Here is a 26383-nt window from a genome sequence, read left to right on the forward strand (position 1 = left end):
CGTGCGCGGCGGCGCCGGATCAGCGCGCGAGCGCCCCGACCAGCCGCAGGATCGTGCCGAGGTCGTCGCCGGCCGCCGCTGCGGAGGCCGGGGCGAAGGAGCAGATTCCGGCCCCGACCAGCGCGAAGCGCTCGCGCAGGGCGCCGATGGTGGCGACGAGCGTCGCGGGTGCGAGCCCGAACGGCTGCGGGTCGAGGAGTCCGTCGAAGTCGCCCGGGTCGAGGACGTCGAGGTCGACGTGCACGTAGATGGAGGTGGCACCCGTGGCAGCCACGGCCTCGACGACTTCGGCGGGGTCGAGGTCGAGCGCCGAGACGGAGGTGATGCCGCTCTCGTCGACGAAGGCGTCCTCGGCGTCGTCGAAGGTGCGGGTGCCGACGAGAACGACGCGAGCCGCATCCACCACCGGCGATCCGGGCGTGACGCCCCCCGCTCGCAACTCGTCGTCGGCTCGGCCGAGCAGGGCCCCGAGCACCATGCCGCTGAAGGCGCCGCTCTCGCTCGACTCGGGGGAGTGGAGGTCGGGATGCGCGTCGAACCAGACCACACAGGTGTCCGGGGTGAGCGCATGCGACACCGCCGCGTACTCCACGCCGCAGTCGCCGCCCACGACCAGTGCCGTCTCGGACGAACCGGCCAGCTCGGTGGCGAGACGCTCGGAGACGATCGACACGGCGCTGAGCCGGTGGATCTTCGTGCCCAAGGCGTCGCCGGCACCGACCGGGACCTCGATCATCGTGCTGGACTTGGCGGGCAGATCACCGAAGATGGCGTTGGCGCCGTCGGACAACCTCATGGCTCGCGGCGAGGGAGAACCCTGCCACTGCGGTACTGCGACGAACCTCACGGGCGACAGTCTGACACGCGCGGCTCGCCCGAGCCAGGCTTGCGACCCCGGCGAGCCGCGTGACAGGAACCCCTCATCGGGCGCGGATCAGGAGCCCGACTTCAGGGCTGCCAACCGGGCTTCGACCTCGGTCTGCTCGTCGAGGTCGTCGAGGCTGTTGAACTGCGCGTCGAGGCTCGAGTCGTTCAACTCGGCCTGGCCCTTGACCTTCGCCTCTTCGCGACGGATCTTGTCCTCGAAGCGGCCGAGGTCGCTGGTCGGGTCCATCACGTTGATGCTTCCGACGGCGTCGTTGACCTTGGCCTGAGCCTGGGTGATCTTCGATCGCGCCACGAGCTGGTCGCGCTTGGTCGCGAGCTCGCGCAGCTTCTCCTCCATGTCGGTCAAGCCCTTCTTGAGCTTGTCGACGGTCTCGGTCTGCGAAGCAATCGTCGGCTCGGCGTCGGTCGCCTCCTTCTCGGAGGCCATCTGACGGCCGATCGCGACCTTGGCGAGGGCGTCGAACTTGTCGGCTTCGGAGCTCTGGCCCGACGCGCGGTACTCGTCGGCCTTCTTCGAGGCGGCGAGTGCCTTGCTGCCCCAGTCGGAGGCGGCTTTCACGTCTTCGGCGTGGTCCTCTTCGAGCAGACGGAGGTTGCCGATCGTCTCGGCGACGGCGTTCTTCGCGTCGGCGATGTTGTTCGTGTAATCGCGGACGAGCTGATCGAGCATTAGCTTCGGGTCTTCCGCGGAGTCGATCAGGTTGTTGATGTTCGCCTTCGTCAGTTGAGCGATACGGCCGAAGATCGATTGCTTTGCCATCGTGCGTTCCTTTCGTTGGTTGTCGTCTACCTCGAGTGAAAATCCGTCAGAACCGGCCGCCGCTGACGTCGCGGCCACCGCCGTCGCCGCCACCGCCGAACCCGCCCCCGTCGCCGCCGAACCCGCCGCCGTCTCCGAACCCGCCGCCGAATCCGCCGAAGCCCCCGCCGCCACCGCCGAAGCCGCGTCCGCCGCCGTTGAGGAGCCCGCCGATGACGACTCCGGCGAGGACGCCCCCGAGACCGCTGCCGCCCCCTCGGCCACCGAGCGCCCCGCCCAAACCTCCGCCGAGACCACCACCCTGGCCGAACATGCCCTGCTGCTGGTAGCTGCCGACCTCGGCGTTCGCGTCGTTTATCGCGGCCGACGCCAGGGCACCGGCCTGCTGCGATTCGCCGAGGGCCTGCTGCGGATCCGACGTGGCGAGGCTCACGGCGGTCGAAAGGTGGCGCTCGGCCTCGGAGAGACGCGTCCGGGGCCCTGCACTGATGGCGCCCCGCCGGGTCTCGATGAAGTCGCGAGCGGCTCTGATCTGGCTGCGGGCGGTCAGGAGCGACTGATCGAGGGCCTGCTGCGCGCGTTGGCGCGACACTTCGGCGTCGCGAACGGCGGCCAGGGCGGTGTCGATGCGCGTGTTGGCCTCGGTGAGACGATCGAGGACGCTGATCGGATCGTCACGCGTGGCTCCGGCGAATGCGACGGCCGCCTGCACCGCTGCCACTGCTCCGGGAAGGTCGGCGGCCTGCGGGACGGAGCCCTGCCGCACCTGGTCGGCCGACCGCAGATCGTTCTGGAGATCGGCGACTGCTGCATCGATGGTGCCCTGCGCGGTGCGCAGAGTCTCGGAGGCCTTGTCGACGGCACCGAGCAACTGCTCGACCTGCACCAGGGCCTGCCGACCCTGCGAGGCGGACCCCACCGCTTCGCCGGTGTTGCCTGCGGCGATCTGCTTCTCGGCCTCGTCGGCCGCCTGACCGGCGAACTGGAGGCGCTGATCGGCCTGGTCGGGGTTCTGGGCGATGCTCGACACGGCCCGATCGGAATAGGTGGAACGGAGACCGGCGAGCGTGGTGTCGGCCTGCGCCGCCCGGCTCTGGAGGGCCGCGACGTCTTTTCGAAGGGCTGCCGTGTCGTCGACGACCGTCGCTTCGGAGGCCCGCAGCTTGTCGTAGGCGTCGGACTGCGCCTCGATGTCGGCGTGGGCGGCCTCGCACAGATCGATGATCTGCTGGGTCCAGTCGCGCTTCTGCTGCCTGGTGTCGGGGATCTCGTCGTCGAGCTTCTGACGGAGCTCGAACGCCTGCCGGACCCGCGCCTTGGCCGATTCGACGGCCTCGGCGAAGGGCGCGGCGGCAGCCTCGCCGAACTGGGCGCTGGCGAAGCCGACCTCCTGTGAGGCCTGGGTGATCTGATCGTCCATCCCGACGAGGAGTGAGCCAGCGCGCCGGTCGAGGTCGGTCTGCGTCGCCTGGTCCGCCGCATCCGTGGCCTTGCGGCGACGACGCCGGACGATGACGACCAGGAGGATCACGATGATCGCAACGACCACCACGATGCCGATCACGACGGGGATCCACGACAGGTCGGCGGGGCCCTGGGCCCTGTCGATGCCGTCGGCCATGGCGACCGCTGCTGCCGCCCAGGACGAGGAGCGCAGTTGCGGCACGAGGTCGTTCGTCTCGATGCTCGAGAGCTGCGAGGTCGTGAGCTTCGAGGCGGTCGCCTTCGAGACGTCGTAGAGCCTCGACTGCGTGGCGACCGACAGCAGGATGTCGTTCGTGCCCAGGTTATTGAGTTGGGCCGCCGCGGCACCCCACTCCACCCGATCGGACGGGCTCGTGAACGTCGGCACGAAGACGACGAACAGGTTGATGCCGGTGTCTTTCGTCAGTTTGTCGAGGGACGCCTGGATCTTCGCCTTGTCGGAGGTCGACAACACGGACGACTGATCGACGACGTACGCACCGTTGAGGTTCACCGGAGCCGTGGCGTGAGCGGCGCGAGCGGGACCGAAGACGACCACCGCCGAAAGGAGGAGGACCGCCAGCGCTACGAGTGCCCGACGCAGTGCGCGACTCCGGTCGATGGTCGGCGCCGTGGTGGTGCTCACGCTGTTCCCCGTTCGTTCAGCCCGTGGCAGGTCAGCCTCGTAGCGGTTCTTGCGGGGAGTCTAGCCACGCCCACCGTCATCCTGAGAGTAAATTGTGAGAGTGAATCGCATCCCCGCACCCATCCTGGCGGTCGCGGCGATCGTGAGTCTGCAATTCGGCAGTGCATTTGCCCGGACTCGCTTCGACGAAGTCGGTCCGACCGGCGCCGCCACTCTCCGCCTCGTCTTCGGTGCGCTCATCCTCGTCGCCGTCGTGCGGCCGCGGGTGCACCGGTGGTCGCGCCGACAGTGGTTCGCGGCGATCCTCCTCGGTCTGGCGCTGGCCGGCATGAACTCGCTGATCTACCTGGCCGTGGCGCGCATCCCCCTGGGTGTCGCCGTCACCCTCGAATTCACCGGGCCGCTCGTGCTGGCTCTGGTGCAGACCAGACGATGGCGGGATGCGGCCTGGGCCGTACTGGCCTTCGTCGGCGTGGTCCTCCTCGGTTCGGCCTCCTCCGGCTCGATCGCGATCGGGGGAGTGGTTCTGGCGTTCGCCGCCGGCCTGTTCTGGGCCGGGTACATCCTGGCGAGCTCGCGAGTGGGGAAGGTCATCGAGGGGATCGACGGGCTCGTGGTCGCGGTCTGCGTCGCGGCGGTCGTCGTCGCTCCGTTCGGTGCCGGGCACGCGGTCTCGGCGATCCACGCCGATCCGAGCCTCGTGCTGGTCTTCCTCCTCGTGGCGGTCCTCACCTCGGCCCTGCCCTACGGGCTCGAGATGATCGCCCTACGGCGGCTTCCGACTCGCGTCTTCGGCGTGCTGTCGAGCCTCGGGCCGGCCGTGGCCGCCATCGCGGGCCTCGTGGTGCTCCAGCAGGGGCTCCACCTCCGCGAGGTGGTCGCCCTCGTGCTCGTCTCCGTCGCGAGTCTTGCCATAACGCTCGGTCGGAAATCCGTGCCCCGGGCGACCGAACTGGGGGACATCGAACCCGCCTGAGCGACGATGCGTCCCCCGAAATGCCTGATTACTCAGGCGATTCTGGGTTGCGGCCCTGTGGTTTGTCCCCCGGCCGCGGGTAGTGTTCTGGACATGACCGCGGGGCAGCGGTCGGTAAGTGCAACAGGGAGGAACATCATGGGAGCTGTTCTCGAACGCACCTCGCAGGCCGAGGTCGTTCCATTGGGAGACGGATTCACCCGAGTCTCCACACCGACCGCCGGCGTGATCGGATTCGTGCAAGAGCACGACGGCCGTTTCCACGTCCTTCGCGGCCGGGTCCGCAGCGCCACCCGTGCCGAGGGGGCCTACGGCTCGCTCGACGTGGCAGTCATCGCACTGACCTACAACTGAGCAACATCGTTCCACCGGGGTCGAGCGCCTGACCCGGTCCTGATTCGTGTCAGCGACGGCCCAACGGTCCCCACCGTTGGGCCGTTTCTCATGCCCGCTGTCAGTCTCACTCGCGTGGTATTTCAGTTAGTATTGAAATATGAGTGCAGAATCCGGCCGAGACACGCGTATTCGGTCATCGTCACCGACCCTCGGCTCCGGGATCCGTCAGACCTGGATGGACTGGGTTCGCGGCATCTGCGTCGTCCTCGTCGTCTTCCGTCACGTCACGAGCCTGCTCGTCGAGAGGGAGGCCGCCCTCCCTGCCGGCATCCTCGCCTTCGACGAGGCATCGGGTCCCTTCCGGCAGCCACTGCTCATGGCGCTGTCAGGACTCGTGTTTCCGTTCTCCCTGCGGAAATCGACGCGCGCCTTCTTCGCCTCCCGACTGAGGAGTGTCGCTTGGCCCTACCTCGTCTGGTCGGTGCTGACACTCGCCGCGCTCGGATCGCTGTCGCTCGCCACCGTCTCGCGCATTCCACTCTTCGCTCCGACCTACCTCTGGTACCTCTGGTTCCTCCTGGCCTACTCGGCCCTCGCATTCTGTCTTGCGCGACTCCTTCGTCGACTCGGCCTGGGTCCCACGCCCCTGCTGCTGGTGGCCGGTGTCCTCCTGGCGGCCAGCGCCGGGCTTCCTGAGACGCACCGGCTCTCTCGCTTCGCCTTCCTCGGCGCCTTCTTCCTGTTCGGATGGTGGTGGGCGGAACGGCAGCCGCTCCAGGAGAGGACCGTCGGCGCACGGCTCGCCGTGACCGTGGGCGGCGTCGCTGCGGCGGTCGTCGCGGTGGCGGCGATCCTGGGGGCGGATGCTCGACACACCCTGCCGTGGGCGTGGGGCCCCATCGGGCTCGTCGTCGCCCTCGCGGCGGCCGGTCCTCGTTTCCGAGCGTGGCGTCCCAGGAGCGCGAGGGCCCTGCAACGCGGGTTGCAGTTCCTTGGTCGTCAAGCGCTCGTGATGTACGTGACGCACATGAGTGTGATCGCCCTCACGCTCGACGTCGCTCTCCAGTGGCTGCCCGTCGGCCCGAGCTTCTCGCTCGCGCTCGTCGCGGGCCTGGGTGTTGGAGCCGTGGTCGCCGGCCTCACCAGGGTCCCGATCGTTCGCGCCTTCTTCGTCTGGCCTCTGTACGGATCGACTCACCGCTGACATTTCAGATGGAAAACGCTACTCATGGTGAGTGGCTTCTCCGACTCGTCCCGCCCCCACTCGCCCCTCTCCGCCGGCTCGGCAGGTCTGGATCGATCTCGTCCGAGGTCTCTGCGTCCTCCTCGTCATCGCTCATCACGCCACGAGCCTCGTCGATCAGGCCGGATGGGAGGTACCGAGAGCCCTCTTCGCCTTCGACGACGCCGTCGGCGCCTTTCGCATGCCGATGCTCATGGCCCTCTCGGGGTTGGTCGTCCCCCGTTCGCTCGGCAGGGCTCCGGGAGCCTTCTTTCGCGGCACGTGGCGGCGGCTCGGGTGGCCGTACGTCCTCTGGTCGGTCGTGACGCTCGTCTGCGTCGGCGACCTCTCCCTGTCATCGGTGCTCCGAATCCCCGTGTTCTCCCCGACGCACCTCTGGTACCTGTGGCTGCTCGGTCTGCTCTGCTGCCTCGCGTGGCTCGTGTCCCGTCTCCGGGCCGCAGTCGGGGCACCGGCCCTGCTTCTGCCGATCCTCGCCGTCGTGGCCCTGCTGTCGAGCACCGTCGTGCCGGACGTCCACCGTCTGCCACGATTCGCCTTCCTGTCGGCGTTCTTCTTCGGGGGGTGGTGGTGGGCCGAACGTCGACAGTTCCGTGTCTCGTGTCGACGTCGCGGTGTCGCCGTCGGGATGGGGCTCGCGGCAGCCCTCGCCGTCTTGGCGGAGGGCGTGCTCGGTTGGCGGACGAGATACGAATCGGCCTTCGCCTGGGGTCCGGCCGGACTCTTCGTGGCCCTGGCGATCACGGGACCGACCTGGAAGGCAGCCAGGAGCCGGGCGGGGGGCCGTGTCGTCGAGGCTCTCGGCGGCCTCGGGCGGCAGTCGATCGTCTTCTACGTCACGCACCTGAGCGTGATGGTGTTGCTCCTGAGAGTGGCGGACCCCGTGCGCGCTCCGATCGTCCAGATCGGCTGCTTCGTGGTGCCGCTTCCCGTCGGTGTGCTCTTCGTGATGCTCCGACGGTTCCGTGGGGGAGACGCCCTCTTCGTCTGGCCGCGCCAGAGCCGATCGCCGGTCGGCCGGAGGTGGACGCAGCGGCGGGTGACGAGCGCTGGAGGGAAATGAAAGACTTCGGTGCCCCCAGAAGGATTCGAACCTTCGCCCCTGCCTCCGGAGGGCAGTGCTCTATCCCCTGAGCTATGGGGGCCAGGAGCAGGACCAACGTTAGCAGCCCGAGCGGCCCGCGCCGGACGCACCCGCTGGGCACAGCAGCTCGGCGGCGAGGAAACTCGCATGCGGCCGGAGAGTGGCGCCGCGGCGTGGTTCTGTGCCGCGGGCGAGGGTCCTGGCCGCACAACAGCCGGACGCACCCGCTGGGCACGGCGGCCCGGCGGGGGAGCAGGGTGGTGACCATGACCGACCACGCCGTCCCGAGCATCCGCTCGCTGCTCCACGATGCCGCCCGCCCTGCCAACGACGCCCCCGCGTTCGACCCGGCCGAGGCTCCCGCCGACCCTATGGCGCTCCTGACCCAGTGGATCCGCGCCGCGGCGGAAGGTGGCGCCGTCCAGCCCCAGGCCGCGACCCTGTCGACCGCCACCGCCGACGGGGGAGCGCAGGCCCGCACGCTCCTCCTCAAAGACGTGAGCGACGGAGCCCTCTGGTTCGCCACGTCGTCCCTCAGCCCCAAGGGTCGGCAGATGACCGAGGATCCGCGCATCGCCCTCACCTTCTACTGGCGCGAGCAGGGCCGCCAGATCCGTGTGGTCGGTCGGGCCGCGCCCGGGCCGCGCGACGTCAGCGTGGCCGACTTCACCTCGCGGCATCCCGACTCCCGCGCCGGAGCGATCGCGCAGCCGCAGAGCTCCGTCGTCACGAGCCCGGGGGATGCACGGGCCCACCTCGACGCCGCCAAAGCCCGCATCGCCGCCGACGACTCCTTCGCCCCCGACGACTGGACCGCGTACCGCGTCGACCCGACCGCCGTGGAGTTCTGGCAGGCGACGACCGGCCACGACCAGGTCCGGCTCGGCTACTCGCGCCCGACGGTCGACGGCGGATGGACTCGCGCCGAGCTCTGGCCCTGACCGCAACGACGAGCTGTTGCCCGGCTCACGACTCAGCCCGACCGACCCGCGACTCAGCCCGACCCGAGCCTCAGCCCGCCGAGCCTCCGAGCGTCGAGAGCACCTGCGCCATCAGCGGCTGCGCGGATCCCGGCTCGACGAACGACTTCGACGTCGCGACGATCCAGTACGACCCCGTGAACGCCTCGGCGATGCCGGTCTTCTCCACCAGGGCGAAGTACCCCTCGACGCCGTAGGTCGGCACCGAGTTGCTCGTGGTGACGAGGCCGTTCTTCACCCGCGTGAGCGTGCTGTCGTCGAAGGAGCCGACCGCGACGGTGATCGGGTGCCCGTCGGTCGTGTTCCAGGTGCAGACGCGTCCCGAGGCGTCGGCCACGACCCCGGCGTCGCCGAGCGGATCCTTCGCCGGAGTCGTAGGAGTCATGCCGGGGTACGCGGTGGCGAGCGCGGCCCCGCCGACGGCGGAGGACGGGACGAGCGCGGTGCAGGCGATCGAGACCGGGCTGCCCGTCACAGGCGCGGCCGTGGCCGAGGGCGACGAGGATGCCCGGCTCGACGGGGACGACGTCGAGGCCGCGGCCGAGCATCCCGCCAGCAGGGCCGTGACGGCGACAGCCGTGGTGGCGAGTGCGAGCGCACGGACGGGCAGGGGTCGGGAGGCCGTGGACATGACGCCCATCCTTGCGTGTCGGCCCTCGAATTCCCCGGAGACCGGCCCGGTAGGATTGTCGACCGTGACTCCCGCTGAACTCTCCGCCTCCCTGCTCGCCGTCGTCCAGGGCGTTCTCGAGCGCCGACGCGCCGACGAGGGTGCTGCAGGCGAGGGGTCGGGCGAAGGCGCCACCGCCGTCGTCACCGCACCCGTCGCGGTCACCCTCGCCGACGCCGTGCTGGAGCGCCCGAAGAACCGCGACCACGGCGACTGGTCCTCCAACATCGCGATGAAGTTCGCCAAGCGCGTCGGCACGAACCCTCGCGAGCTCGCCACGGCCATCGCGGGCGAGCTGATGGAGGAGGACGGCATCGCCTCGGTCGACGTCGCGGGCCCCGGCTTCATCAACATCACGCTCGAGGCCGCCGCTGCCGGCGCCCTCGCCCAGAGCATCGTCGAGGCCGGCGACTCCTACGGCGACGGCACCTATTACCAGGGCGTCACGATCGACCTCGAGTTCGTCAGCGCGAACCCGACCGGTCCGATCCACCTCGGCGGCGTCCGGTGGGCGGCCGTCGGCGACAGCCTCGCGCGCATCTTCCAGGCGGTCGGCGGCCTCGTCACGCGCGAGTACTACTTCAACGACCACGGCACGCAGCTCGACCGCTTCTCCGGCAGCCTCCTCGCCAGTGCCCTCGGCGAGCCCACGCCCGAAGACGGCTACGGCGGGGCGTACATTCCCGAGATCGCCGCCCGGGTCATCGAGACGTACGACGGCGACATCGCCGACCTGCCCCGCGACGAGGCGCAAGAGCTGTTCCGCGCGGTGGGCGTCGAGTTCATGTTCGCCGACATCAAGAAGTCGCTGCACGACTTCGGGGTCGACTTCGACGTCTACTTCCACGAGAACTCGCTGCACGAGTCGCACGCCGTCGAGCGGGCCATCGCGCGTCTGCGCGAACTCGGCCACATCTACGAGGCCGACGGCGCCACCTGGCTGCGCACGACCACCTTCGGCGACGACCGCGACCGCGTCGTCATCAAGAGCGACGGGGAGGCCGCCTACATCGCGGGCGACCTCGCCTACTACCTCGACAAGCGCGAGCGCGGCTTCGAGCGCAACCTGATCATGCTCGGCTCCGACCACCACGGCTACATCGGCCGCATGATGGCCATGTGCGCCGCGTTCGGCGACACCCCCGGGGTCAATCTCGAGATCCTGATCGGGCAGCTCGTCAACCTGGTCCGCGACGGCGAGCCCGTGCGCATGTCCAAGCGCGCCGGCACCGTCGTCACGATGGAGGACCTCGTCGACGCCGTCGGGGTCGACGCCGGTCGCTACGCCCTCGTGCGCTCCAGCATCGACTCCATGATCGACATCGACCTCGACCTGCTCACGAAGCGTTCCAACGACAACCCGGTCTTCTACGTGCAGTACGCCCACGCCCGCACGCAGGCCGTCGCGCGGAACGCCGCCTCGTCGGGTGTCGATCGCAGTGCCTTCGACGCCTCGCTCCTGACCCACCCGACCGAGGCGGCGCTCCTCGGTGCGCTCTCCGAGCTGCCCCGGGTCGTCCAGCAGGCCGCCGAGCTCCGCGAGCCGCACCGCGTCGCCCGCTACGTCGAGGAGGTCGCCGGCACCTACCACCGCTGGTACGACGCGTGCCGCGTCACCCCGCTGGGCGACGAAGAGGTCACCGACCTGCACCGCACCCGCCTCTGGCTCAACGCCGCCGCCGGTCAGGTCATCCGCAACGGCCTCGGACTCCTGGGCGTGTCGGCCCCCGAGAGAATGTGACGATGTCGCCCCAGCAACCCGGCTCCGGCGACTTCGCGATGGCCGGGGCGCCCGGAGACGGCGCCTCGCCGAAGAGGCGTCGTCGCGGCCGGACCGCCGTGATCGTCCTCGTCGTCATCGTGGTGGTCCTCGTGATCCTCGCCGTGATCGCCGACTTCGCTGCCCGGAACTACGCCGAGAACCGCGCCGAGAAGCAGATCGAGTCGAACCTCCCGACCGGCACCACGGGCACGGTCGACGTGAAGATCCACGGCTTCAGCGTGATCCTCCAGGCCCTCTCCGGCTCTCTCAGCGACGTGAACCTCTCGTCGTCGGACATCGTCGCGAGCGGGGTGCCGCTGATCTTCTCGGCCGACGTGAAAGACGTGCCGCTGAAGTCCGGGGGCGAGACCGGCGCGGTCGACGCGACCGTGAAGCTGAGCCAGGCCGCTCTGAACAAGTCCGCCGTGCTGGGTGGGGTCACCGGCCAGGTGGCCCTCGGCTCGGGGGACTTCACCTACGACTCGTCGATCAAGTTCCTCTCGCTCTCCATCGGCTACCGCGTCACCGTCGACCCGTCGCTCTCCGACGGCGGCAAGCAGCTCGTCCTCACGCCGACGAAGGCCGACGTCACGAACGGCGGTTCGGCGTTCGACGTCTCGACCCTGTTGAACTTCTTGAAGTCGAGTCCGCCGAAGGTCTGCATCGCCGAGTCGCTCCCGGCCGGCAGCTCCGTCACGAAGGTGGCCGTCACGCCGAAGCAGGTCACGCTCGACCTCCACAACACCGGCCTGCCGCTGAGCTCCGCCGGCCTCAGCACGAAGGGCAGCTGCTCGTGACCACCCCCAACCCGCTCGCCCCCTCCTGGCTCGAGGTGCCGAGCGACGCCAATGCCCTCGACGCAGCCGTCTGGTCGGCGAACACGACGCGCGACGCGACCGGGGCGCTCCTCATAGGGGGAGTCCCCGTCGCCGACCTCGAAAACACCTACGGCACCCCGCTCTACGTCGTCGACGAAGCGGACTTCCGGGCCCGCGCGACCGAGGCCCGTGCCTCCTTCTCTCGCGAGTTCGAGCGGATCGGCTCGCACGCCAAGGTCTACTACGCCGGCAAGGCCTTCCTCTCGACCGCCGTCGCCGCCTGGGTCGACGAGGCGGGGCTGAACGTCGACGTCTGCACCGAGGGCGAACTCGCCGTCGCGCTGGCCGGAGGCGTGCCCGCCGACCGGATCGGCTTCCACGGCAACAACAAGTCGCTCGCCGAGATCGACCAGGCCGTCTCCATCGGGCTCGGCGCCATCGTGATCGACAGCCTCGTCGAGATCGAGCGGGTCGCCGAGGCCGCTCGTCGTCACGGGGCGGTGCAGAACGTCCGCCTGCGTGTCACCACCGGCGTCCACGCCTCCACGCACGAATACCTGGCGACCGCGCGCGAAGACCAGAAGTTCGGCATCCCCCTCGTCGAGGCCGCAGCCGCGGTCGCCCGGATCCGAGCCCGACCCGAGCTGCGGTTCCTCGGCCTGCACTCGCACATCGGCTCGCAGATCTTCGGCACGGCCGGGTTCGAAGAGGCGGCGCGCAGGATGCTCGAGCTCCACGCCTCTCTCCTCGAGACCGGTCCCGTTCCCGAGCTCAACCTCGGCGGCGGTTTCGGCGTGGCGTACACGTCCGTCGACGCGGCGGCCTCGCTGGCCGAGCTGGCCCGGGGGATCGCCGACGTCGTGGCCTCCGAGTGTGCGCGCCTGGGCATCCCCGTGCCGGTTCTCGCCGTGGAGCCGGGCCGCGTGATCGCCGCACCCGCCGGCTCCACCCTCTACACGGTCGGCACGATCAAAGACGTCGCGGTCACCGTCGACGAGGCGGCGGCCGACCCGAGTGGCGACGCCCGGGTCGCCGTCCGCAAGTACGTGAGCGTCGACGGCGGGATGAGCGACAACGCCCGCACGGCCCTCTACCGCGCCGACTACTCCGTGCGGCTCGCCAATCGCGCGTCCGACGCCGAGGCCGCCCTGGTGCGCATCGCCGGCAAGCACTGCGAGTCCGGCGACCTCGTCGTCCTCGCCGACTACCTCCCCGGCGACGTCGAGCCCGGCGACCTCCTGGCGGTGCCCGTCACCGGCGCCTACTGCTGGAGCCTGTCGAGCAACTACAACCACGTCGGCCGACCGCCGGTCGTGGCCGTGCGCGACGGGCACGCCCGACTGCTCGTGCGGGGCGAGACCATCTCCGACCTGCTCGCCCGCGACGCCGGCATCGGCGCCGAAGCGACTCGGGCCTGACCGCCCTCCCGACTCGGGCGACGCTCGCCCTCCCGACCCACCGACGACCTCCCCGGGCCTCGCCCGGATCCCGCTCAGAACGGATCCCCATGATCGAATACCGCAACGTCCGCGTCGCCCTCCTCGGAGCCGGCTCGGTCGGCAGCCAGGTCGCCCGCCTGCTGCTCGAACAGTCCGACGAGCTCGCCGGGCGCGCCGGCGCCGGCCTCGAGCTCACCGGCATCGCCGTCCGCGACCTCGATGCCGAGCGCGACGTCGACCTGCCGCGCGACCTGTTCACCACCGACGCCGAATCGCTGATCCTCGGAGCCGACATCGTCGTCGAGCTCATCGGCGGCATCGAGCCGGCCCGAAGCTACGTCCTCCAGGCCCTCGGGTCGGGGGCCGACGTCGTGACGGGCAACAAGGCCCTCCTCGCGAGCCACGGCCCCGAGCTGTTCGCTGCGGCCGAGCAGGTCGGCGCCCAGGTCTTCTACGAGGCCGCCGTCGCGGGAGCGATCCCGATCATCCGCCCGCTGCGGGAGAGCCTCGCGGGCGATCGCATCAAGCGGATCATGGGCATCGTCAACGGCACCACCAACTTCATCCTCGACCGGATGGACTCGCTCGGCGAGTCCCTCGAAGACGCCCTGGCCCAGGCCACGGCGCTGGGCTACGCAGAAGCCGACCCGACCGCCGACATCGAGGGCTACGACGCCGCTCAGAAGGCCACGATCCTGGCGAGCCTCGCCTTCCACACGACCGTGCCGCTGATGTCCGTGCATCGCGAGGGCATCACGGGCGTGACGCACGAGCAGGTCGTGGCGGCACGCAAGGCCGGCTACGTCGTCAAACTGCTGGCGATCTGCGAGAGCCTGGTCGACGACGACGGCGCTCCCGGGGTGAGTGCGCGCGTGCATCCCGCACTCGTGCCCCTCGGTCACCCGCTCGCCGCCGTGCACGGGGCGAAGAACGCGGTGTTCGTCGAGGCCGAGGCCGCCGGCGACCTGATGTTCTACGGCGCCGGCGCCGGGGGAGTGGAGACCGCTTCGGCCGTGCTGGGCGACCTCGTGTCCGCAGCTCGTCGCCACGTGATCGGGGGGCCCGGTCTCGCGGAGTCGAATCACGCCAACCTGCACGTGCTGCCGATGGGCAACGTCGTCACGAGCTACCAGATCACGCTCGACGTGGCCGACCAGCCGGGCGTCCTCGCGACGGTGGCGAGCCTCCTCGCGCAGCACGAGGTGAGCGTCGAGACCGTCGAGCAGACCTCGGGGGTCATCTCGTCGGACGGCGGCGTCGCCACCGCTACGCTGATCATCGGAACGCATCGAGCCCGCGAGTCCGACCTGGCGGCCACCGTCGCCGCCCTCACCAACGCGACCGTCGTGAACTCCGTCACGAGCGTCCTCCGAGTAGAAGGAGCCTGAGATGGCCCACCAGTGGCAGGGTGTCCTGCGCGAATACGCCGACCGCCTCGACGTCACCGACGCGACCCCGATCGTCACCCTCGGCGAGGGCGGCACACCGCTGATCTTCGCGAAGGCGCTGTCCGATCGCACGGGCGCCAAGGTCTGGGTGAAGTACGAGGGCATCAACCCCACCGGCTCCTTCAAGGACCGCGGAATGACGATGGCCATCTCCAAAGCTGTCGAGCACGGTGCGAAGGCCGTCATCTGCGCCTCCACCGGCAACACCTCGGCCTCGGCCGCGGCCTACGCGGCCCATGCCGGCATCACGGCCGCCGTGCTCGTGCCCGAGGGCAAGATCGCCATGGGCAAGCTCAGCCAGGCCGTCGCTCACAACGGCCAGCTGCTGCAGATCCAGGGCAACTTCGACGACTGCCTCGACATCGCGCGCGACCTCGCCGCGAACTACCCGGTGCACCTGGTCAACTCGGTCAACAACGACCGCATCGAGGGCCAGAAGACCGCCGCGTTCGAGGTCGTCGACGTGCTGGGCGACGCGCCCGACTTCCACTACCTGCCCGTGGGCAACGCCGGCAACTACACGGCCTACACCCGCGGTTACCGCGAAGACCTGGCCGCGAACCGCACGACCAAGCTGCCCCGCATGTTCGGATTCCAGGCGGCGGGAAGCGCGCCGATCGTGGGCGGCTCCGTCGTGAAGCACCCGGAGACCATCGCCAGCGCGATCCGCATCGGCAACCCCGCCTCGTGGCAGTTCGCTCTCGAGGCCCGCGAGCTCACCGACGGCTACTTCGGCGCGATCACCGACGAGAAGATCCTCGCGGCCCAGAAGATCCTGTCGCAGGAGGTCGGCGTGTTCGTCGAGCCCGCCTCGGCCATCAGCGTCGCCGGTCTCCTCGAGCGTGCCGAGGCCGGCCAGGTCCCCGCCGGGTCGACGATCGTCCTCACGGTGACCGGGCACGGACTGAAGGACCCGCAGTGGGCTCTCAAGACGTCCGACGGCGGCGAGGTCACCCCCACCGTCGTGGGCGTCGACACCGCCGAGGTCGCCGACGTGCTCGGTCTGGTGCGAGCGACGGCATGATCACGCCTTCCCGAGCGTCCGGCGTGATCGGGCGGTCGGTCAAGGTCCGGGTCCCGGCCACGTCGGCCAACCTGGGCCCGGGCTTCGACACGCTGGGGCTCGCGCTCGCGCTGTACGACGAACTCGTCGTCGCCGCCGTCGCGGAGCCGGGCATCCACGTCGAGGTCACCGGTGTCGGTCAGGGCGAGGTGCCCACCGACGGCTCGAACCTCGTGGCCCAGGCCGTCGTGCACGCCTTCGAGGCGCTCGGGCAGCCCGTGCCGGGCCTTCGTCTGCAGGCGGCCAACGTGATCCCGCACGGTCGGGGCCTCGGCTCGTCGGCGGCGGCCATCGTCTCCGGGATCATGGCGGCCAAGGGGCTCCTCGAGGGGATCGTCGACGTCGACTCGCACACGCTGCTGCGGTTGGCGACCGATCTCGAAGGTCATCCCGACAACGTGGCGCCGGCCCTGTTCGGCGGACTCACCATCGCGTGGACCACCTCCGAGGGCCCGTCGCACAAACGCCTCCTCGTCCACCGAGGGGTGTCGCCCGTCGTCTTCGTGCCCTCGACGACCCTGTCGACGAAGCTCGCGCGCAGCCTCCAGCCGGCGTCGGTACCGCACGAAGACGCCACGTTCAACGTCTCGCGCTCCGCCCTGCTCGTCGCGGCGCTGATCCAGAGCCCGGAGCTCCTGTTGGCGGCGACCGAAGACCGCCTGCACCAGAGCTACCGGGCCAAAGCGATGCCCGAGACCGACACGCTCATCCGCATGCTCCGCGACGCCGGGCTCGCGGCCGTCGTGTCCGGCGCCGGGCCGTCGCTGCTCGTGCTGGGCAGCGACCCGTCGCAGCGGCTTTTCGCCGCCGAACTGGTGGCCGAACACTCCGTCTCGACATGGCGTCCGCTCATGCTGGCCGTGGACTTGAAGGGTGCTACAGTGAACCCGCACTCGGTAGAAGCGCAGGTCTGACGACAGAGTTCGTCGTCGTCGGCCGTCGAATCCCGAGTTGCGTGTTTCTCCGAATCAATCATCGCGAGTATCCCTTCGCGAGCGGGGCTCATCACGTCCCTCTCCTGCAGGGTGTTCTCGCCTGTGGCCGTAGCTCGAAGCTCGGCCGGCTCACCTCCGCGAAGTCTTCGTGGGGGAGCGAAAGGAAACCATCCTCTTGACCGACATCACCACCGAGTCGACAGACTCCGCCGCCGATCTGCGCGCTCTGCGCCTCCCCGAGCTCCAGGCCCTCGCCTCCACGCTCGGAATCAGCGGCATCTCGAAGCTCCGCAAGGGCGACCTCGTGACCGCGATCGCCGCGGCCCGCGACGGTGCTGCCGCGCCGGCTGCTTCCGCCCCGGCTGCTTCGGCCCCCGCCGCTTCGGCCCCCGCCGCTTCGGCCCCCGCCGTCGAGCAGCCGACGCTCAGCATCGAGGCCGAGACGCCCGCTGCCGCCTCGGTCTCCGCCGAGACCCCCGCCGAGCCGGCGGCTGCCGAGCCGGCCGCCACCGAGGCGCCCGCCGCCCCGGTCCGCGCCAAGCGTGCCCCCCGCCGCGCGACCGCCGCCGCCGGTGCCCCCGAGCCCAAGTCCGCCGTCTCGCACGCGAACCAGGGCGAGTCCGGCGTCACCCCGATCATCGAACTGCCCGCCGCCGTCGAGGCGCCCGCCGCTGCGGCGACCGCCGACGCCCCGGTCGAGAGCGCAGCCACGACGCCGGTCGAGACCGGAACGCCGGCTTCCGACGCGGCCTCCTCCGACGCGTCCACGACCGAGGCTCCCGCCGGTCGCGGTCGCAACCGTCGCGGTTCGCGTCGTGCGACCACCGGCGGCAACGCCACCTCCGCGGCCGCTCCGGCCGAGGTCGAGGCCACCGAGCCCGTCAACGGCGTGAGCATCGACCTCCCCCCGCGCCAGTCCCGCGCCGACCGCACCCGCGCCGAGCAGGCCCGTCTGCGTGCCGAGCGCGAGGCCGAGGCCGCCGCCGCGTCGAGCTCCGCCCCGGCCACCGACGCCGCCGAGACCGAGCAGGGCGCTCGCTCCGCGCAGAACGACCGCGACCAGAACCAGAACGACCGCGACCAGAACGACCGCGATCAGAACCAGGGCGACCAGCCGCAGCAGGGTGGCGGCCGCCGCAACCGCAACCGCAACCGCAACCGCGGCGACCGTCAGACCGCTCAGCAGGGCGGCCAGCAGAACGGCCAGCAGGCCGAGCGCCAGCAGAACGGCCAGAACGCCCAGAACGGCAACGGCACCGGCAACGGCAACGCCCCGCAGAGCGCGCCGAACCAGAACGACCAGCCGGGCGACGACGTCGACAACCGCCGTCAGGGCGGTCAGCAGAACGCCCAGACGCAGGCTCAGCAGCAGCGCGACGACGCCGAGGGCGGTCGCTCGCGCAACCGTCAGCGCGACCGCAAGCGCGGACGCAGCGGCCAGAACGACGACTTCGAGCCCGAGATCACCGAAGACGACGTCCTCATCCCCGTCGCGGGCATCCTCGACGTGCTCGACAACTACGCGTTCGTGCGCACCACGGGCTACCTGCCCGGTGCGAGCGACGTCTACGTCTCCCTCGGCCAGGTGAAGAAGTACCACCTCCGCAAGGGCGACGCCGTCGTCGGCGCGATCCGCCAGCCGCGTGAGGGCGACAACGCCCAGGGCCGCCAGAAGTACAACGCCATCGTGCGCATCGACTCGATCAACGGCCAGACCATCGACGAGGCCGCGAAGCGAGTCGAGTTCTCGAAGCTGACCCCGCTCTACCCGCAGGAGCGCCTGCGCCTCGAGACCGAGCAGTCGAAGCTCTCGACGCGCATCATCGACCTCGTGTCGCCGATCGGCAAGGGCCAGCGCGGCCTCATCGTCTCGCCGCCCAAGGCCGGCAAGACCGTCGTCCTCCAGTCGATCGCGAACGCCATCGCCATCAACAACCCCGAGGTCCACCTCATGGTCGTGCTGGTCGACGAGCGCCCCGAAGAGGTCACCGACATGCAGCGCACGGTGAAGGGCGAGGTCATCGCCTCCACCTTCGACCGCCCCGCCGAAGACCACACCACGGTCGCCGAGCTCGCCATCGAGCGCGCCAAGCGTCTCGTCGAGCTGGGCCACGACGTGGTCGTGCTCCTCGACTCGATCACCCGCCTCGGTCGTGCCTACAACCTGGCCACCCCGGCCTCCGGTCGCATCCTCTCCGGCGGCGTCGACTCGTCCGCGCTCTACCCGCCGAAGCGCTTCTTCGGCGCTGCGCGCAACATCGAGAACGGGGGATCCCTCACCATCCTCGCCACGGCCCTCGTCGAGACCGGTTCGAAGATGGACGAAGTGATCTTCGAGGAGTTCAAGGGCACCGGCAACATGGAGCTCCGCCTGTCGCGCCACCTGGCCGACAAGCGCATCTTCCCGGCGGTCGACGTCAACGCCTCGGGCACCCGCCGCGAAGAGGAGCTGCTCAGCCCCGACGAGGTTAAGATCACCTGGCGCCTGCGCCGGGCCCTTGCCGGTCTCGACCAGCAGCAGGCCCTCGAGATCGTCCTCCGCAACCTCAAGGAGACCCAGACGAACGTCGAGTTCCTGGTCCAGATCCAGAAGTCCGTCCCGGCCAACGGCCACAAGGAGGACTAGTCGTGTTCGAGTCAGTGGCGGTGCTGCTGGCCGAGTACGAAGACCTGCAGGTTCAGCTCTCTGATCCTGCGGTCCACGCGGATGCGGCCCGAGCCAAGAAGATCAACCGCCGATACGCCGAACTCGGCCGCATCGTCGCCGCGCACACCGCGTGGCAGCAGGCGACCGAAGACCTGGAGGCCGCTCGCGAGCTGGCCAAGGAGGACGAGGCGTTCGCCGACGAGGTGCCGGCTCTCGAGACGACCCTCGCCGACTCCCAGGAGAAGCTCCGCCGACTGCTGATCCCGCGCGACCCCGACGACGGCCGTGACGTGATCATGGAGATCAAGGGAGGCGAGGGTGGTGCCGAGAGCGCCCTCTTCGCCGCCGATCTGCTCCGCATGTACTCGCACTACGCCGAGTCGAAGGGCTGGAAGACCGAGCTCCTCGAGCGCGACGAGTCCGACCTGGGCGGCTACAAGAACGTCCAGGTAGCGATCAAGTCCAACTCGACGGATCCCGCCCAGGGCGTCTGGGCGCACCTCAAATACGAGGGCGGCGTGCACCGCGTCCAGCGGGTGCCCGCGACCGAGTCGCAGGGGCGCATCCACACCTCGACCACCGGCGTGCTGGTGTTCCCCGAGGTCGACGAGCCCGAAGAGGTCGAGATCAACCAGAACGACCTCAAGATCGACGTCTACCGCTCGTCCGGCCCCGGCGGCCAGTCGGTCAACACGACCGACTCCGCCGTCCGCATCACGCACCTTCCCACCGGGATCGTCGTCGCGATGCAGAACGAGAAGAGCCAACTGCAGAACCGAGAGGCGGGGATGCGCGTCCTCCGTGCCCGGATCCTGGCACGTCAGGCGGAGGAGCAGGCCGCCGTCGACTCGATCGCCCGCAAGAGCCAGATCCGCGGGATGGATCGCTCGGAGCGCATCCGCACGTACAACTTCCCCGAGAACCGGATCGCCGATCACCGCACCGGCTACAAGGCCTACAACCTCGACGCCGTCATGGACGGCGCGCTCGAGCCCGTGGTGCAGTCCTGCATCCAGGCCGACGAGGAAGCCAGGCTCGCCGACATCGGCGACACCGGTGAGTAGTCCGCACCCCACGATCGCGTCGGCCCTCGGGTCGGCGCGATCGGTGTTCTCCGAGGCGGAGATCCCTTCACCCGAGGTGGATGCGCTGCTCCTGATGGGCCACGTGCTCGGTCTGAGCCGAGGCGAGGTCCTGGTCAAGGAGCTGACGGGTGCATCCCTCGCCCCCCGTGATGCCGAGGCCTTCGGCGACCTCGTCGCCCGTCGTGCGACCCGCGAGCCGCTGCAGCACATCACGGGGCTCGCGCCGTTCCGCTCGCTGGAGCTGCACGTCGGCCCGGGCGTCTTCGTGCCGCGCCCCGAGACCGAGGGGGTGGCGCAGATCGCCATCGACGCGCTGCGTGCGGTCGCCGACCCGTCGCCGGTCGCGGTCGACCTCGGAACGGGTTCAGGCGCTCTGGCCCTGGCGATGGCCACGGAGGTGCCGAACGCGCACGTGCACGCCGTCGAGCTGTCTCCGGAGGCCGCGGTCTGGACCCAGCGCAACATCGCGGCGACCGGCGCCCGCGTCGACCTCGTCGTGGGCGACATGGGGACGTCCTTGCAGGACATCGACGGGACCGTGTCGGTCGTGGTCTCGAACCCGCCCTACATCCCGCTCGGGATGGTGCCCCGCGACCCCGAGGTCCGTCTGTTCGACCCGGCGCTGGCGCTCTACGGGGGAGACGACGGTCTCGACGTGATTCGCTCGCTCTCGAAGCGGGCCCTGGGCCTCCTGATGCCCGGAGGAACCCTCGTCATCGAGCACGGCGAACAGCAGGGGCCGGCGATCCGCGCACTGCTGAGCGACGAAGGCTGGCGGGCCGCCGCGACGCATCCGGACTTCACCGGCCGCGACCGGGCGACGACCGCCCTTCGCTGACCCCGGGCGAGCCGTCAGGGGGCTGCCGGGAACGGCACACTACAATTACCGGGTCATGGCAACCCTTTACGACTGCGCGGTGGACTCCGAACTCCTGACCGGCATGCGCCTCGCGCGTGCCGCCCTCGGGCGTGGCGAGCTCGTCGTCCTCCCCACCGACACCGTGTACGGCCTCGCCGCCGACGCCTTCGACCCTGCGGCCGTGCAACGACTGCTCGACGCCAAGGGGCGCACCCGCCAGTCGCCGCCGCCGGTCCTCGTCAAGGGGCGCGACACCCTCGCCGCGCTGGCCGAGTCGGTCCCCGACCTCATCCTGCCTCTCCTCGACGAGTTCTGGCCGGGCGGGCTCACGGTCATCCTGCGAGCCCAGCCCTCCCTCTCCTGGGATCTCGGCGAGACCCGGGGCACAGTCGCCCTCCGTCAACCGAGCAACCGTCTCGTGCTCGAACTGCTCGAAGAGACGGGGCCCCTCGCCGTCTCCAGCGCCAATCTCACCGGCAAGCCGGCGGCGACCTCGGCGCAAGAAGCGCTCGACATGCTCGGCGACAGCGTCTCCGTCTACCTCGACGGCGGTCAGGCGGGCACCGACTACGAGCGGCGTCCCGGGGCAAACTCCGGTTCGACGATCGTCGACGCCACCGCGGCCGGCGACGGCATCCTGCGCATCGTGCGCCACGGCGTGATCTCCGACGACGAGATCCGTCGTGTGGCCGGAAGCGAGGTGGTCGTATGACGAGACACGCCCCCTCCGCACCGATCCGGTGAGGTATTACCTCCTGGCCGCCGCCATCTCGGCCGTGGTCAGCTTCGCGTTCTCGGTCTTGGCCTGGCGTCTCGGCACGAAATACCGCCTCGCCCCGAAGATCCGCGAACGCGACGTCCACGTCAACCCCACGCCTCGCCTCGGCGGCATCGCCATGTTCATCGGTGTGGTGATCGCGCTCCTGGCGGCCTGGTTCCTGTTCCCGTTGATCGCCGGCGTCGACTACTTCCGACTGGTGTTCGCCCAGCCGGAGCACATCCTGGCGATCCTCGGCGCTGCGCTGATCATCGTCGTCATCGGCGTGGTCGACGACCTGTGGGATCTCGACTGGATGACCAAGCTGGCCGGGCAGATCATCGCCGCGGGGCTCCTCGCGTGGCAGGGCGTGCAGCTGGTGTCGATCCCGATCGGCGGGTCGCTCGCCGTCGGGTCCAGCTACATGTCGTTGATCCTCACCGTGCTCGCGGTCGTCCTGGTCATGAACGCCGTCAACTTCATCGACGGTCTCGACGGCCTGGTCGCCGGCGTCACCATCATCGCGAACGGCGTGTTCTTCATCTACAGCTTCGTGCTCTCCAACGGCACCGAGTACGAGTACTTCAACCTCGCCGCCCTCATCACCGCGGTCCTGATCGGTGCGGCCATCGGCTTCTTGCCGCTGAACTGGCATCCCGCCAAGCTCTTCATGGGCGATGCGGGCGCCCTCCTGACGGGGATGCTCATGGCGACGAGTGCGATCAGCGTCACGGGCAACATCGATCCGGGTACGACCGACCGGTCCTCGCTCATCCCCGCGTTCATCCCCATCGTCCTGCCCCTCGCGATCCTGGTCGTGCCGCTCCTCGACTTCGGGCTCGCCGTGCTCCGTCGCGTGAGCGCCGGCAAATCGCCGTTCAGCGCCGACCGCAAGCACCTGCACCACCGCCTGCTCGACATGGGCCACTCGCACTTCCACGCCGTGCTGATCTTCTACGGCTGGACCGCCGTCGTGTCGATCGGTTGTCTGCTCTTCGTCTTCCTCCCGGCGCGCTGGGTGTTCCTGTTCCTCGCCGTCGGGCTGATCGTCTGCGCCGTGATCACATTGGCCCCGCTCAGTCGACGCAAACGCGTCGAGCGGGCCGTGCAGCGCGCCGCCCGCATCGACGCCGAAGCATCGGGAGTCGTGCACTTCGACCGCCTCGACGCGGCCTCCCCGGTCACCCGCGCCCCCGGCAAGCCGAGCCTCGACGACGAGCGCACGGCGGTGAGCGCCCGCGCCGGCGCCACGAGCCCGGTGCCGATCCTGCCCTCAGACCCGCACCGCGACACGGAGAAGCACGCATGAAACCCGAGAACCTCAAGATCTTCACGAGGATCCTCCGCTACGGCTGCCTCCTGGCCCTCGGCATCGCCGTGGTCGGTTCGATCGTCGGCTTCCTCACTGTGGGGGGAGTGGGCGTCACGAGCGCCCTGATCGGCACCGCGCTCGCCCTCGTGTTCACCGGTCTGACCACCGTGAGCATCCTCGTCGGCCTCCGCGTCTCCGGCGGAAGTCTGATCAGCGGTGCCTTCTTCGGCATCGTGCTCGGCGGCTGGCTGTTGAAGTTCATCGTGTTCCTGGTGCTGCTGATCCTGTTGAAGGACCAGCCCTGGGTGAACACGCTCGTGATGTTCCTCAGCATTGTCGTTGGCGTCGTGGGGAGCCTCGTGGTCGACGTGGTCGTCGTGTCGCGCTCCCGGATGCCGTACGTGAGCGACATCAGCCTTCCGGGCGACTCGGACTCCTGAACCGGTCGAAAATGTCCCCCGACAGTGGGGCCGATGGTGCATGAACCATCAATTCTGTTGATAGGCTGTACTTGTTCGTGTCCCCGGCCTGTTCACTGCCGAAGGGTCGCTTCCACACCGATCATCGCCGCGTCTCGTGGTGTCGTCACGGTCACTGTTCTTCAACATCGTTGCTCCTGAACAGAGGCATGTCGGCTGCCGAGCTCGCGTCCCGAATCAGGAGATAGCGCTGTTAGCTAACGCCATCACCCTGTTGCACCCCCTCGCTGCCGCGACGGGCAGCAGCGGAGGTTTCCAAGGCCCATCGATCGACGAGTTCTTCCCGTCGGTTCTTCTCTTCGCGGGTACGCCGTTCGAGATCACTCGAATCACGCTCGCGCGCTTCTTCGCCACCATCCTGCTGATCCTGCTGTTCTGGCTGGGCACCCGCAAGATGAAGCTCGTCCCCGGTCGCTTCCAGAGCATCATCGAGATGGGCCTCGACTTCGTGCGCGGCAACGTCGGCGACGACATCCTGGGCAAGAAAGACGGCAAGCGCTTCCTGCCGATCCTCACCACCGTGTTCTTCATGGTGCTGTTCTTCAACCTCACCGGCGTCATCGGCGGCATCAACATCGCCGGTACGTCCACCATCGGCGTCCCGCTGATCCTGGCCATCGTCGCGTATGTGGTGTTCATCTACGCCGGCGTCAAGAAGCACCCGGGCACGTTCTTCCGCAACGCGCTGTTCCCGCCCGGGGTGCCGTGGTTCCTCTACATCATCGTGACGCCGATCGAGTTCGTCTCGACGTTCGTCCTGCGGCCGATCACCCTGACGCTGCGACTCCTGATGAACATGATCGTCGGGCACCTGCTGCTCGTCCTGTTCTTCGGAGCGACGTCGTTCTTCTTCTTCGAATCCGGCAACCTCCTGGCGCTGTTCGGCATCGGTACGGTCGCCTTCGGATTCGTCTTCACTCTGTTCGAGATCTTCGTGGCTGTACTCCAGGCCTACGTCTTCTCGCTGCTCACCGCTGTTTACGCTCAGCTCGCGCTGAACGACGAACACTAACAACGGTCCGGGCGCCTGCCCGATCCGCCATCACGGAAGGAAATACACGTGGACGCAACTACCGTTCTCGCTGCAATCAACGGAAACATCGCGACGGTCGGTTACGGCCTCGCGGCGATCGGCCCGGCCATCGGCGTGGGTATCGTCGTCGGCAAGACGATCGAGTCCGTCGCCCGCCAGCCCGAGCTCCAGAGCCGCCTGACGACCCTGATGTACATCGGTATCGCCTTCACCGAGGCGCTGGCGTTCATCGGCATCGCGACGTACTTCATCTTCACCAAGTAGGGCTGACACATGCTCAGTGCACAGACACTCGTGGTGGCGGCGGGTGAAGACCACAACCCCATCCTGCCCGGTACCCCCGACCTGCTCTGGGGCGGTATCTGCTTCATCGTCATCGTCGTCGTCTTCTGGCGTGTCGTGCTTCCGCGCATGCAGAAGCTCCTCGACGCTCGCGCCGAGGTGATCGAGGGCGGCATCAAGAAGGCCGAGAACGCTCAGGCCGAGGCTGCCGCCGCGCTCGACGAATACAACAAGCAGCTCGCCGACGCTCGTGCCGAGGCAGCCAAGATCCGCGAGCAGGCTCGCACCGACGCCACGCGCATCGGCAAAGAGGTCACCGCTCAGGCACAGGCAGACGCCGACCGCATCACCGCGGCCGCGCAGACGCAGATCGAGGCGGAGCGCCAGTCGGCTCTCGTCTCGCTCCGCAGCGAGGTCGGATCGCTCGCGATCGACCTGGCTTCGGGTGTCATCGGCGAGAGCCTCACCGACGACGCGAAGGCATCGGCGATCGTCGACCGCTTCCTCGCCGACCTCGAGGCCGACGAACAGTCGAAGGCAGGCAACTGACCGTGGGTTCCATGACCAGAGAGGCCCTCGCGTCCGCACGCGGGGTGTTCGCCGATCTCGGTGACTCCGCCGACCTGGCCACCGGAGAGCAGCTCCTCAACGCCGGCCGCGTCATCGGCGGCTCGTCGAAGCTCGTCGCCTTCCTCGCCGATTCGTCGGCCGAGGCGACCGCGAAGAAGGGCCTGATCGACCAGGTCTTCGGTGAGTTCACGGTGGCCGCTCGCGCGCTGCTCGTGTCTCTCGTGTCCACGCGGTGGTCGTCTCACACCGATCTCCTCGCGGGCATCGAAGAGCTGGGCATCCGCGTCATCGCGGCCAGCGCTCCGGCCGGCCTGTCGATCGAAGGCGAGCTCTTCGCCTTCGGTGAGATCGTGTCGTCCGACGCCAACCTCGAGCTCGCGGTGGGCACCAAACTCAGCGACGGTCCGGCCAAGTCGGCCCTCGTCGAGAACCTCCTCGGCGGCAAGGCCTCGGAGCAGACGGTCTCCATCGTCTCGCAGCTCGTACAACAGCCGCGCGGCCGTCGCATCGGCGAACTGCTCCGCAACGCGGCGCGCATCGTCGCCGACCAGGCCGACGAACTCGTGGCCACCGTCACGAGCGCGAAGCCCCTGGGCGACGAGCAGCTCCACCGGCTCGAGCGCGGTCTCTCGAGGCAGTTCGGTCGCAATCTCACGATCAACGTGGTCGTCTCCCCGAGCATCCTCGGCGGGCTCCGCGTTCAGGTCGGCGACGACGTGATCGACGGCACCGTCTCGACGAAGCTCTCCGAACTCCGCCTCCAGCTCGCAGGCTGACGCACGTAGCATCGGTCGAGAAGGCTCGGCCGGAGCGAACACAAGATTCAAGGGCACGAAGCCTCGCGCTG

25 protein-coding genes and 1 tRNA gene are annotated in these 26383 nt (G+C 69.3%); 21 read left to right on the forward strand and 5 right to left on the reverse strand.

Annotated elements, in window-relative coordinates; translation table 11 throughout:
• Nucleotides 1-19 precede the first annotated feature (19 nt).
• The 3 genes from ABEA39_RS01940 to ABEA39_RS01950 all read right to left on the reverse strand — a co-directional run bounded on the left by ABEA39_RS01940 (nt 20) and on the right by ABEA39_RS01950 (nt 3758).
• Entirely contained in the window at nt 20-796 is a 777-nt protein-coding gene (locus tag ABEA39_RS01940) for an arginase family protein (protein WP_345372609.1), read from the reverse strand.
• Nucleotides 797-934: 138 nt separating this feature from the next.
• Complete coding sequence (locus ABEA39_RS01945) at nt 935-1648, reverse strand: PspA/IM30 family protein (RefSeq protein WP_345372611.1); 714 nt, start codon at nt 1646-1648, stop codon at nt 935-937.
• Between the two features lie 46 nt (nt 1649-1694).
• Nucleotides 1695-3758, reverse strand: coding sequence for a TPM domain-containing protein (locus tag ABEA39_RS01950; protein WP_345372613.1), 2064 nt, complete (start codon nt 3756-3758; stop codon nt 1695-1697).
• Between the two features lie 100 nt (nt 3759-3858).
• On the opposite strand from ABEA39_RS01950, the gene ABEA39_RS01955 reads away from it, so the two are divergent.
• The 4 genes from ABEA39_RS01955 to ABEA39_RS01970 all read left to right on the forward strand — a co-directional run bounded on the left by ABEA39_RS01955 (nt 3859) and on the right by ABEA39_RS01970 (nt 7376).
• Complete coding sequence (locus ABEA39_RS01955; RefSeq protein ID WP_345372615.1) at nt 3859-4734, forward strand: EamA family transporter; 876 nt, start codon at nt 3859-3861, stop codon at nt 4732-4734.
• A 138-nt stretch (nt 4735-4872) separates the two neighbouring features.
• Complete coding sequence (locus tag ABEA39_RS01960) at nt 4873-5088, forward strand: hypothetical protein (RefSeq protein WP_345372617.1); 216 nt, start codon at nt 4873-4875, stop codon at nt 5086-5088.
• Nucleotides 5089-5227: 139 nt separating this feature from the next.
• A complete protein-coding gene (locus ABEA39_RS01965) occupies nt 5228-6274 on the forward strand; it encodes an acyltransferase family protein (RefSeq protein ID WP_345372619.1) in 1047 nt (348 codons plus the stop codon).
• 31 nt (nt 6275-6305) lie between these two features.
• Entirely contained in the window at nt 6306-7376 is a 1071-nt protein-coding gene (locus ABEA39_RS01970) for an acyltransferase (protein ID WP_345372621.1), read from the forward strand.
• Nucleotides 7377-7386: 10 nt separating this feature from the next.
• Here ABEA39_RS01970 and ABEA39_RS01975 read toward each other — a convergent pair.
• Nucleotides 7387-7458 (reverse strand) — tRNA-Arg (locus tag ABEA39_RS01975).
• Between the two features lie 205 nt (nt 7459-7663).
• Here ABEA39_RS01975 and ABEA39_RS01980 point away from each other — a divergent pair.
• A complete protein-coding gene (locus ABEA39_RS01980) occupies nt 7664-8338 on the forward strand; it encodes a pyridoxine/pyridoxamine 5'-phosphate oxidase (RefSeq protein ID WP_345372624.1) in 675 nt (224 codons plus the stop codon).
• Between the two features lie 70 nt (nt 8339-8408).
• Here ABEA39_RS01980 and ABEA39_RS01985 read toward each other — a convergent pair whose 3' ends face one another.
• Nucleotides 8409-9008: a hypothetical protein gene (locus ABEA39_RS01985; protein ID WP_345372627.1), complete on the reverse strand. Its 600-nt coding sequence runs from the start codon at nt 9006-9008 to the stop codon at nt 8409-8411.
• A gap of 64 nt (nt 9009-9072) precedes the next feature.
• On the opposite strand from ABEA39_RS01985, the gene argS reads away from it, so the two are divergent.
• The 16 genes from argS to ABEA39_RS02065 all read left to right on the forward strand — a co-directional run bounded on the left by argS (nt 9073) and on the right by ABEA39_RS02065 (nt 26312).
• Nucleotides 9073-10788 (forward strand): arginine--tRNA ligase, encoded by a 1716-nt coding sequence (gene argS, locus ABEA39_RS01990; RefSeq protein WP_345372629.1) that lies wholly within the window; start codon nt 9073-9075, stop codon nt 10786-10788.
• Nucleotides 10789-10790: 2 nt separating this feature from the next.
• The gene (locus ABEA39_RS01995) at nt 10791-11606 is read left to right on the forward strand and encodes an LmeA family phospholipid-binding protein (RefSeq protein ID WP_345372634.1); all 816 of its coding nucleotides are present in this window, start codon (nt 10791-10793) and stop codon (nt 11604-11606) included.
• Nucleotides 11597-13045 (forward strand): diaminopimelate decarboxylase, encoded by a 1449-nt coding sequence (lysA, locus tag ABEA39_RS02000; protein WP_425556914.1) that lies wholly within the window; start codon nt 11597-11599, stop codon nt 13043-13045. The genes ABEA39_RS01995 and lysA overlap by 10 nt, the downstream gene beginning before the upstream one ends.
• A gap of 89 nt (nt 13046-13134) precedes the next feature.
• A complete protein-coding gene (locus tag ABEA39_RS02005; protein WP_345372641.1) occupies nt 13135-14454 on the forward strand; it encodes a homoserine dehydrogenase in 1320 nt (439 codons plus the stop codon).
• Between the two features lies 1 nt (nt 14455).
• Complete coding sequence (gene thrC / locus ABEA39_RS02010) at nt 14456-15538, forward strand: threonine synthase (RefSeq protein WP_345372644.1); 1083 nt, start codon at nt 14456-14458, stop codon at nt 15536-15538.
• Nucleotides 15535-16491 (forward strand): homoserine kinase, encoded by a 957-nt coding sequence (gene thrB, locus ABEA39_RS02015; RefSeq protein ID WP_345372647.1) that lies wholly within the window; start codon nt 15535-15537, stop codon nt 16489-16491. The genes thrC and thrB overlap by 4 nt, the downstream gene beginning before the upstream one ends.
• 196 nt (nt 16492-16687) lie before the next feature.
• Nucleotides 16688-19138 carry a transcription termination factor Rho gene (gene rho / locus ABEA39_RS02020; protein WP_345372649.1) on the forward strand — a complete coding sequence of 817 codons (2451 nt, stop codon included), beginning with the start codon at nt 16688-16690 and terminating at the stop codon, nt 19136-19138.
• A gap of 2 nt (nt 19139-19140) precedes the next feature.
• The gene (gene prfA, locus ABEA39_RS02025; RefSeq protein WP_345372651.1) at nt 19141-20223 is read left to right on the forward strand and encodes a peptide chain release factor 1; all 1083 of its coding nucleotides are present in this window, start codon (nt 19141-19143) and stop codon (nt 20221-20223) included.
• Nucleotides 20216-21082: a peptide chain release factor N(5)-glutamine methyltransferase gene (gene prmC / locus ABEA39_RS02030; RefSeq protein ID WP_425556888.1), complete on the forward strand. Its 867-nt coding sequence runs from the start codon at nt 20216-20218 to the stop codon at nt 21080-21082. The genes prfA and prmC overlap by 8 nt, the downstream gene beginning before the upstream one ends.
• 55 nt (nt 21083-21137) lie before the next feature.
• Complete coding sequence (locus tag ABEA39_RS02035; RefSeq protein WP_345372654.1) at nt 21138-21815, forward strand: L-threonylcarbamoyladenylate synthase; 678 nt, start codon at nt 21138-21140, stop codon at nt 21813-21815.
• A gap of 28 nt (nt 21816-21843) precedes the next feature.
• Nucleotides 21844-23169 (forward strand): MraY family glycosyltransferase, encoded by a 1326-nt coding sequence (locus ABEA39_RS02040; RefSeq protein WP_345372658.1) that lies wholly within the window; start codon nt 21844-21846, stop codon nt 23167-23169.
• Nucleotides 23166-23612, forward strand: a complete 447-nt coding sequence (locus ABEA39_RS02045) for a hypothetical protein (RefSeq protein WP_345372660.1) — start codon at nt 23166-23168, stop codon at nt 23610-23612. Before ABEA39_RS02040 ends, ABEA39_RS02045 begins: the two co-directional genes overlap by 4 nt.
• A 253-nt stretch (nt 23613-23865) precedes the next feature.
• Nucleotides 23866-24663, forward strand: coding sequence for a F0F1 ATP synthase subunit A (gene atpB / locus ABEA39_RS02050; RefSeq protein WP_425556889.1), 798 nt, complete (start codon nt 23866-23868; stop codon nt 24661-24663).
• 48 nt (nt 24664-24711) lie between these two features.
• Complete coding sequence (gene atpE / locus ABEA39_RS02055; RefSeq protein ID WP_345372665.1) at nt 24712-24948, forward strand: ATP synthase F0 subunit C; 237 nt, start codon at nt 24712-24714, stop codon at nt 24946-24948.
• Nucleotides 24949-24957: 9 nt separating this feature from the next.
• The gene (locus ABEA39_RS02060; protein ID WP_345372667.1) at nt 24958-25515 is read left to right on the forward strand and encodes a F0F1 ATP synthase subunit B; all 558 of its coding nucleotides are present in this window, start codon (nt 24958-24960) and stop codon (nt 25513-25515) included.
• Between the two features lie 2 nt (nt 25516-25517).
• Nucleotides 25518-26312 (forward strand): F0F1 ATP synthase subunit delta, encoded by a 795-nt coding sequence (locus ABEA39_RS02065; protein WP_345372669.1) that lies wholly within the window; start codon nt 25518-25520, stop codon nt 26310-26312.
• Nucleotides 26313-26383: the final 71 nt, after the last annotated feature.

Source organism: Frondihabitans cladoniiphilus, assembly GCF_039544345.1.
GTDB classification, from domain to species: Bacteria; Actinomycetota; Actinomycetes; order Actinomycetales; family Microbacteriaceae; genus Frondihabitans; species Frondihabitans cladoniiphilus.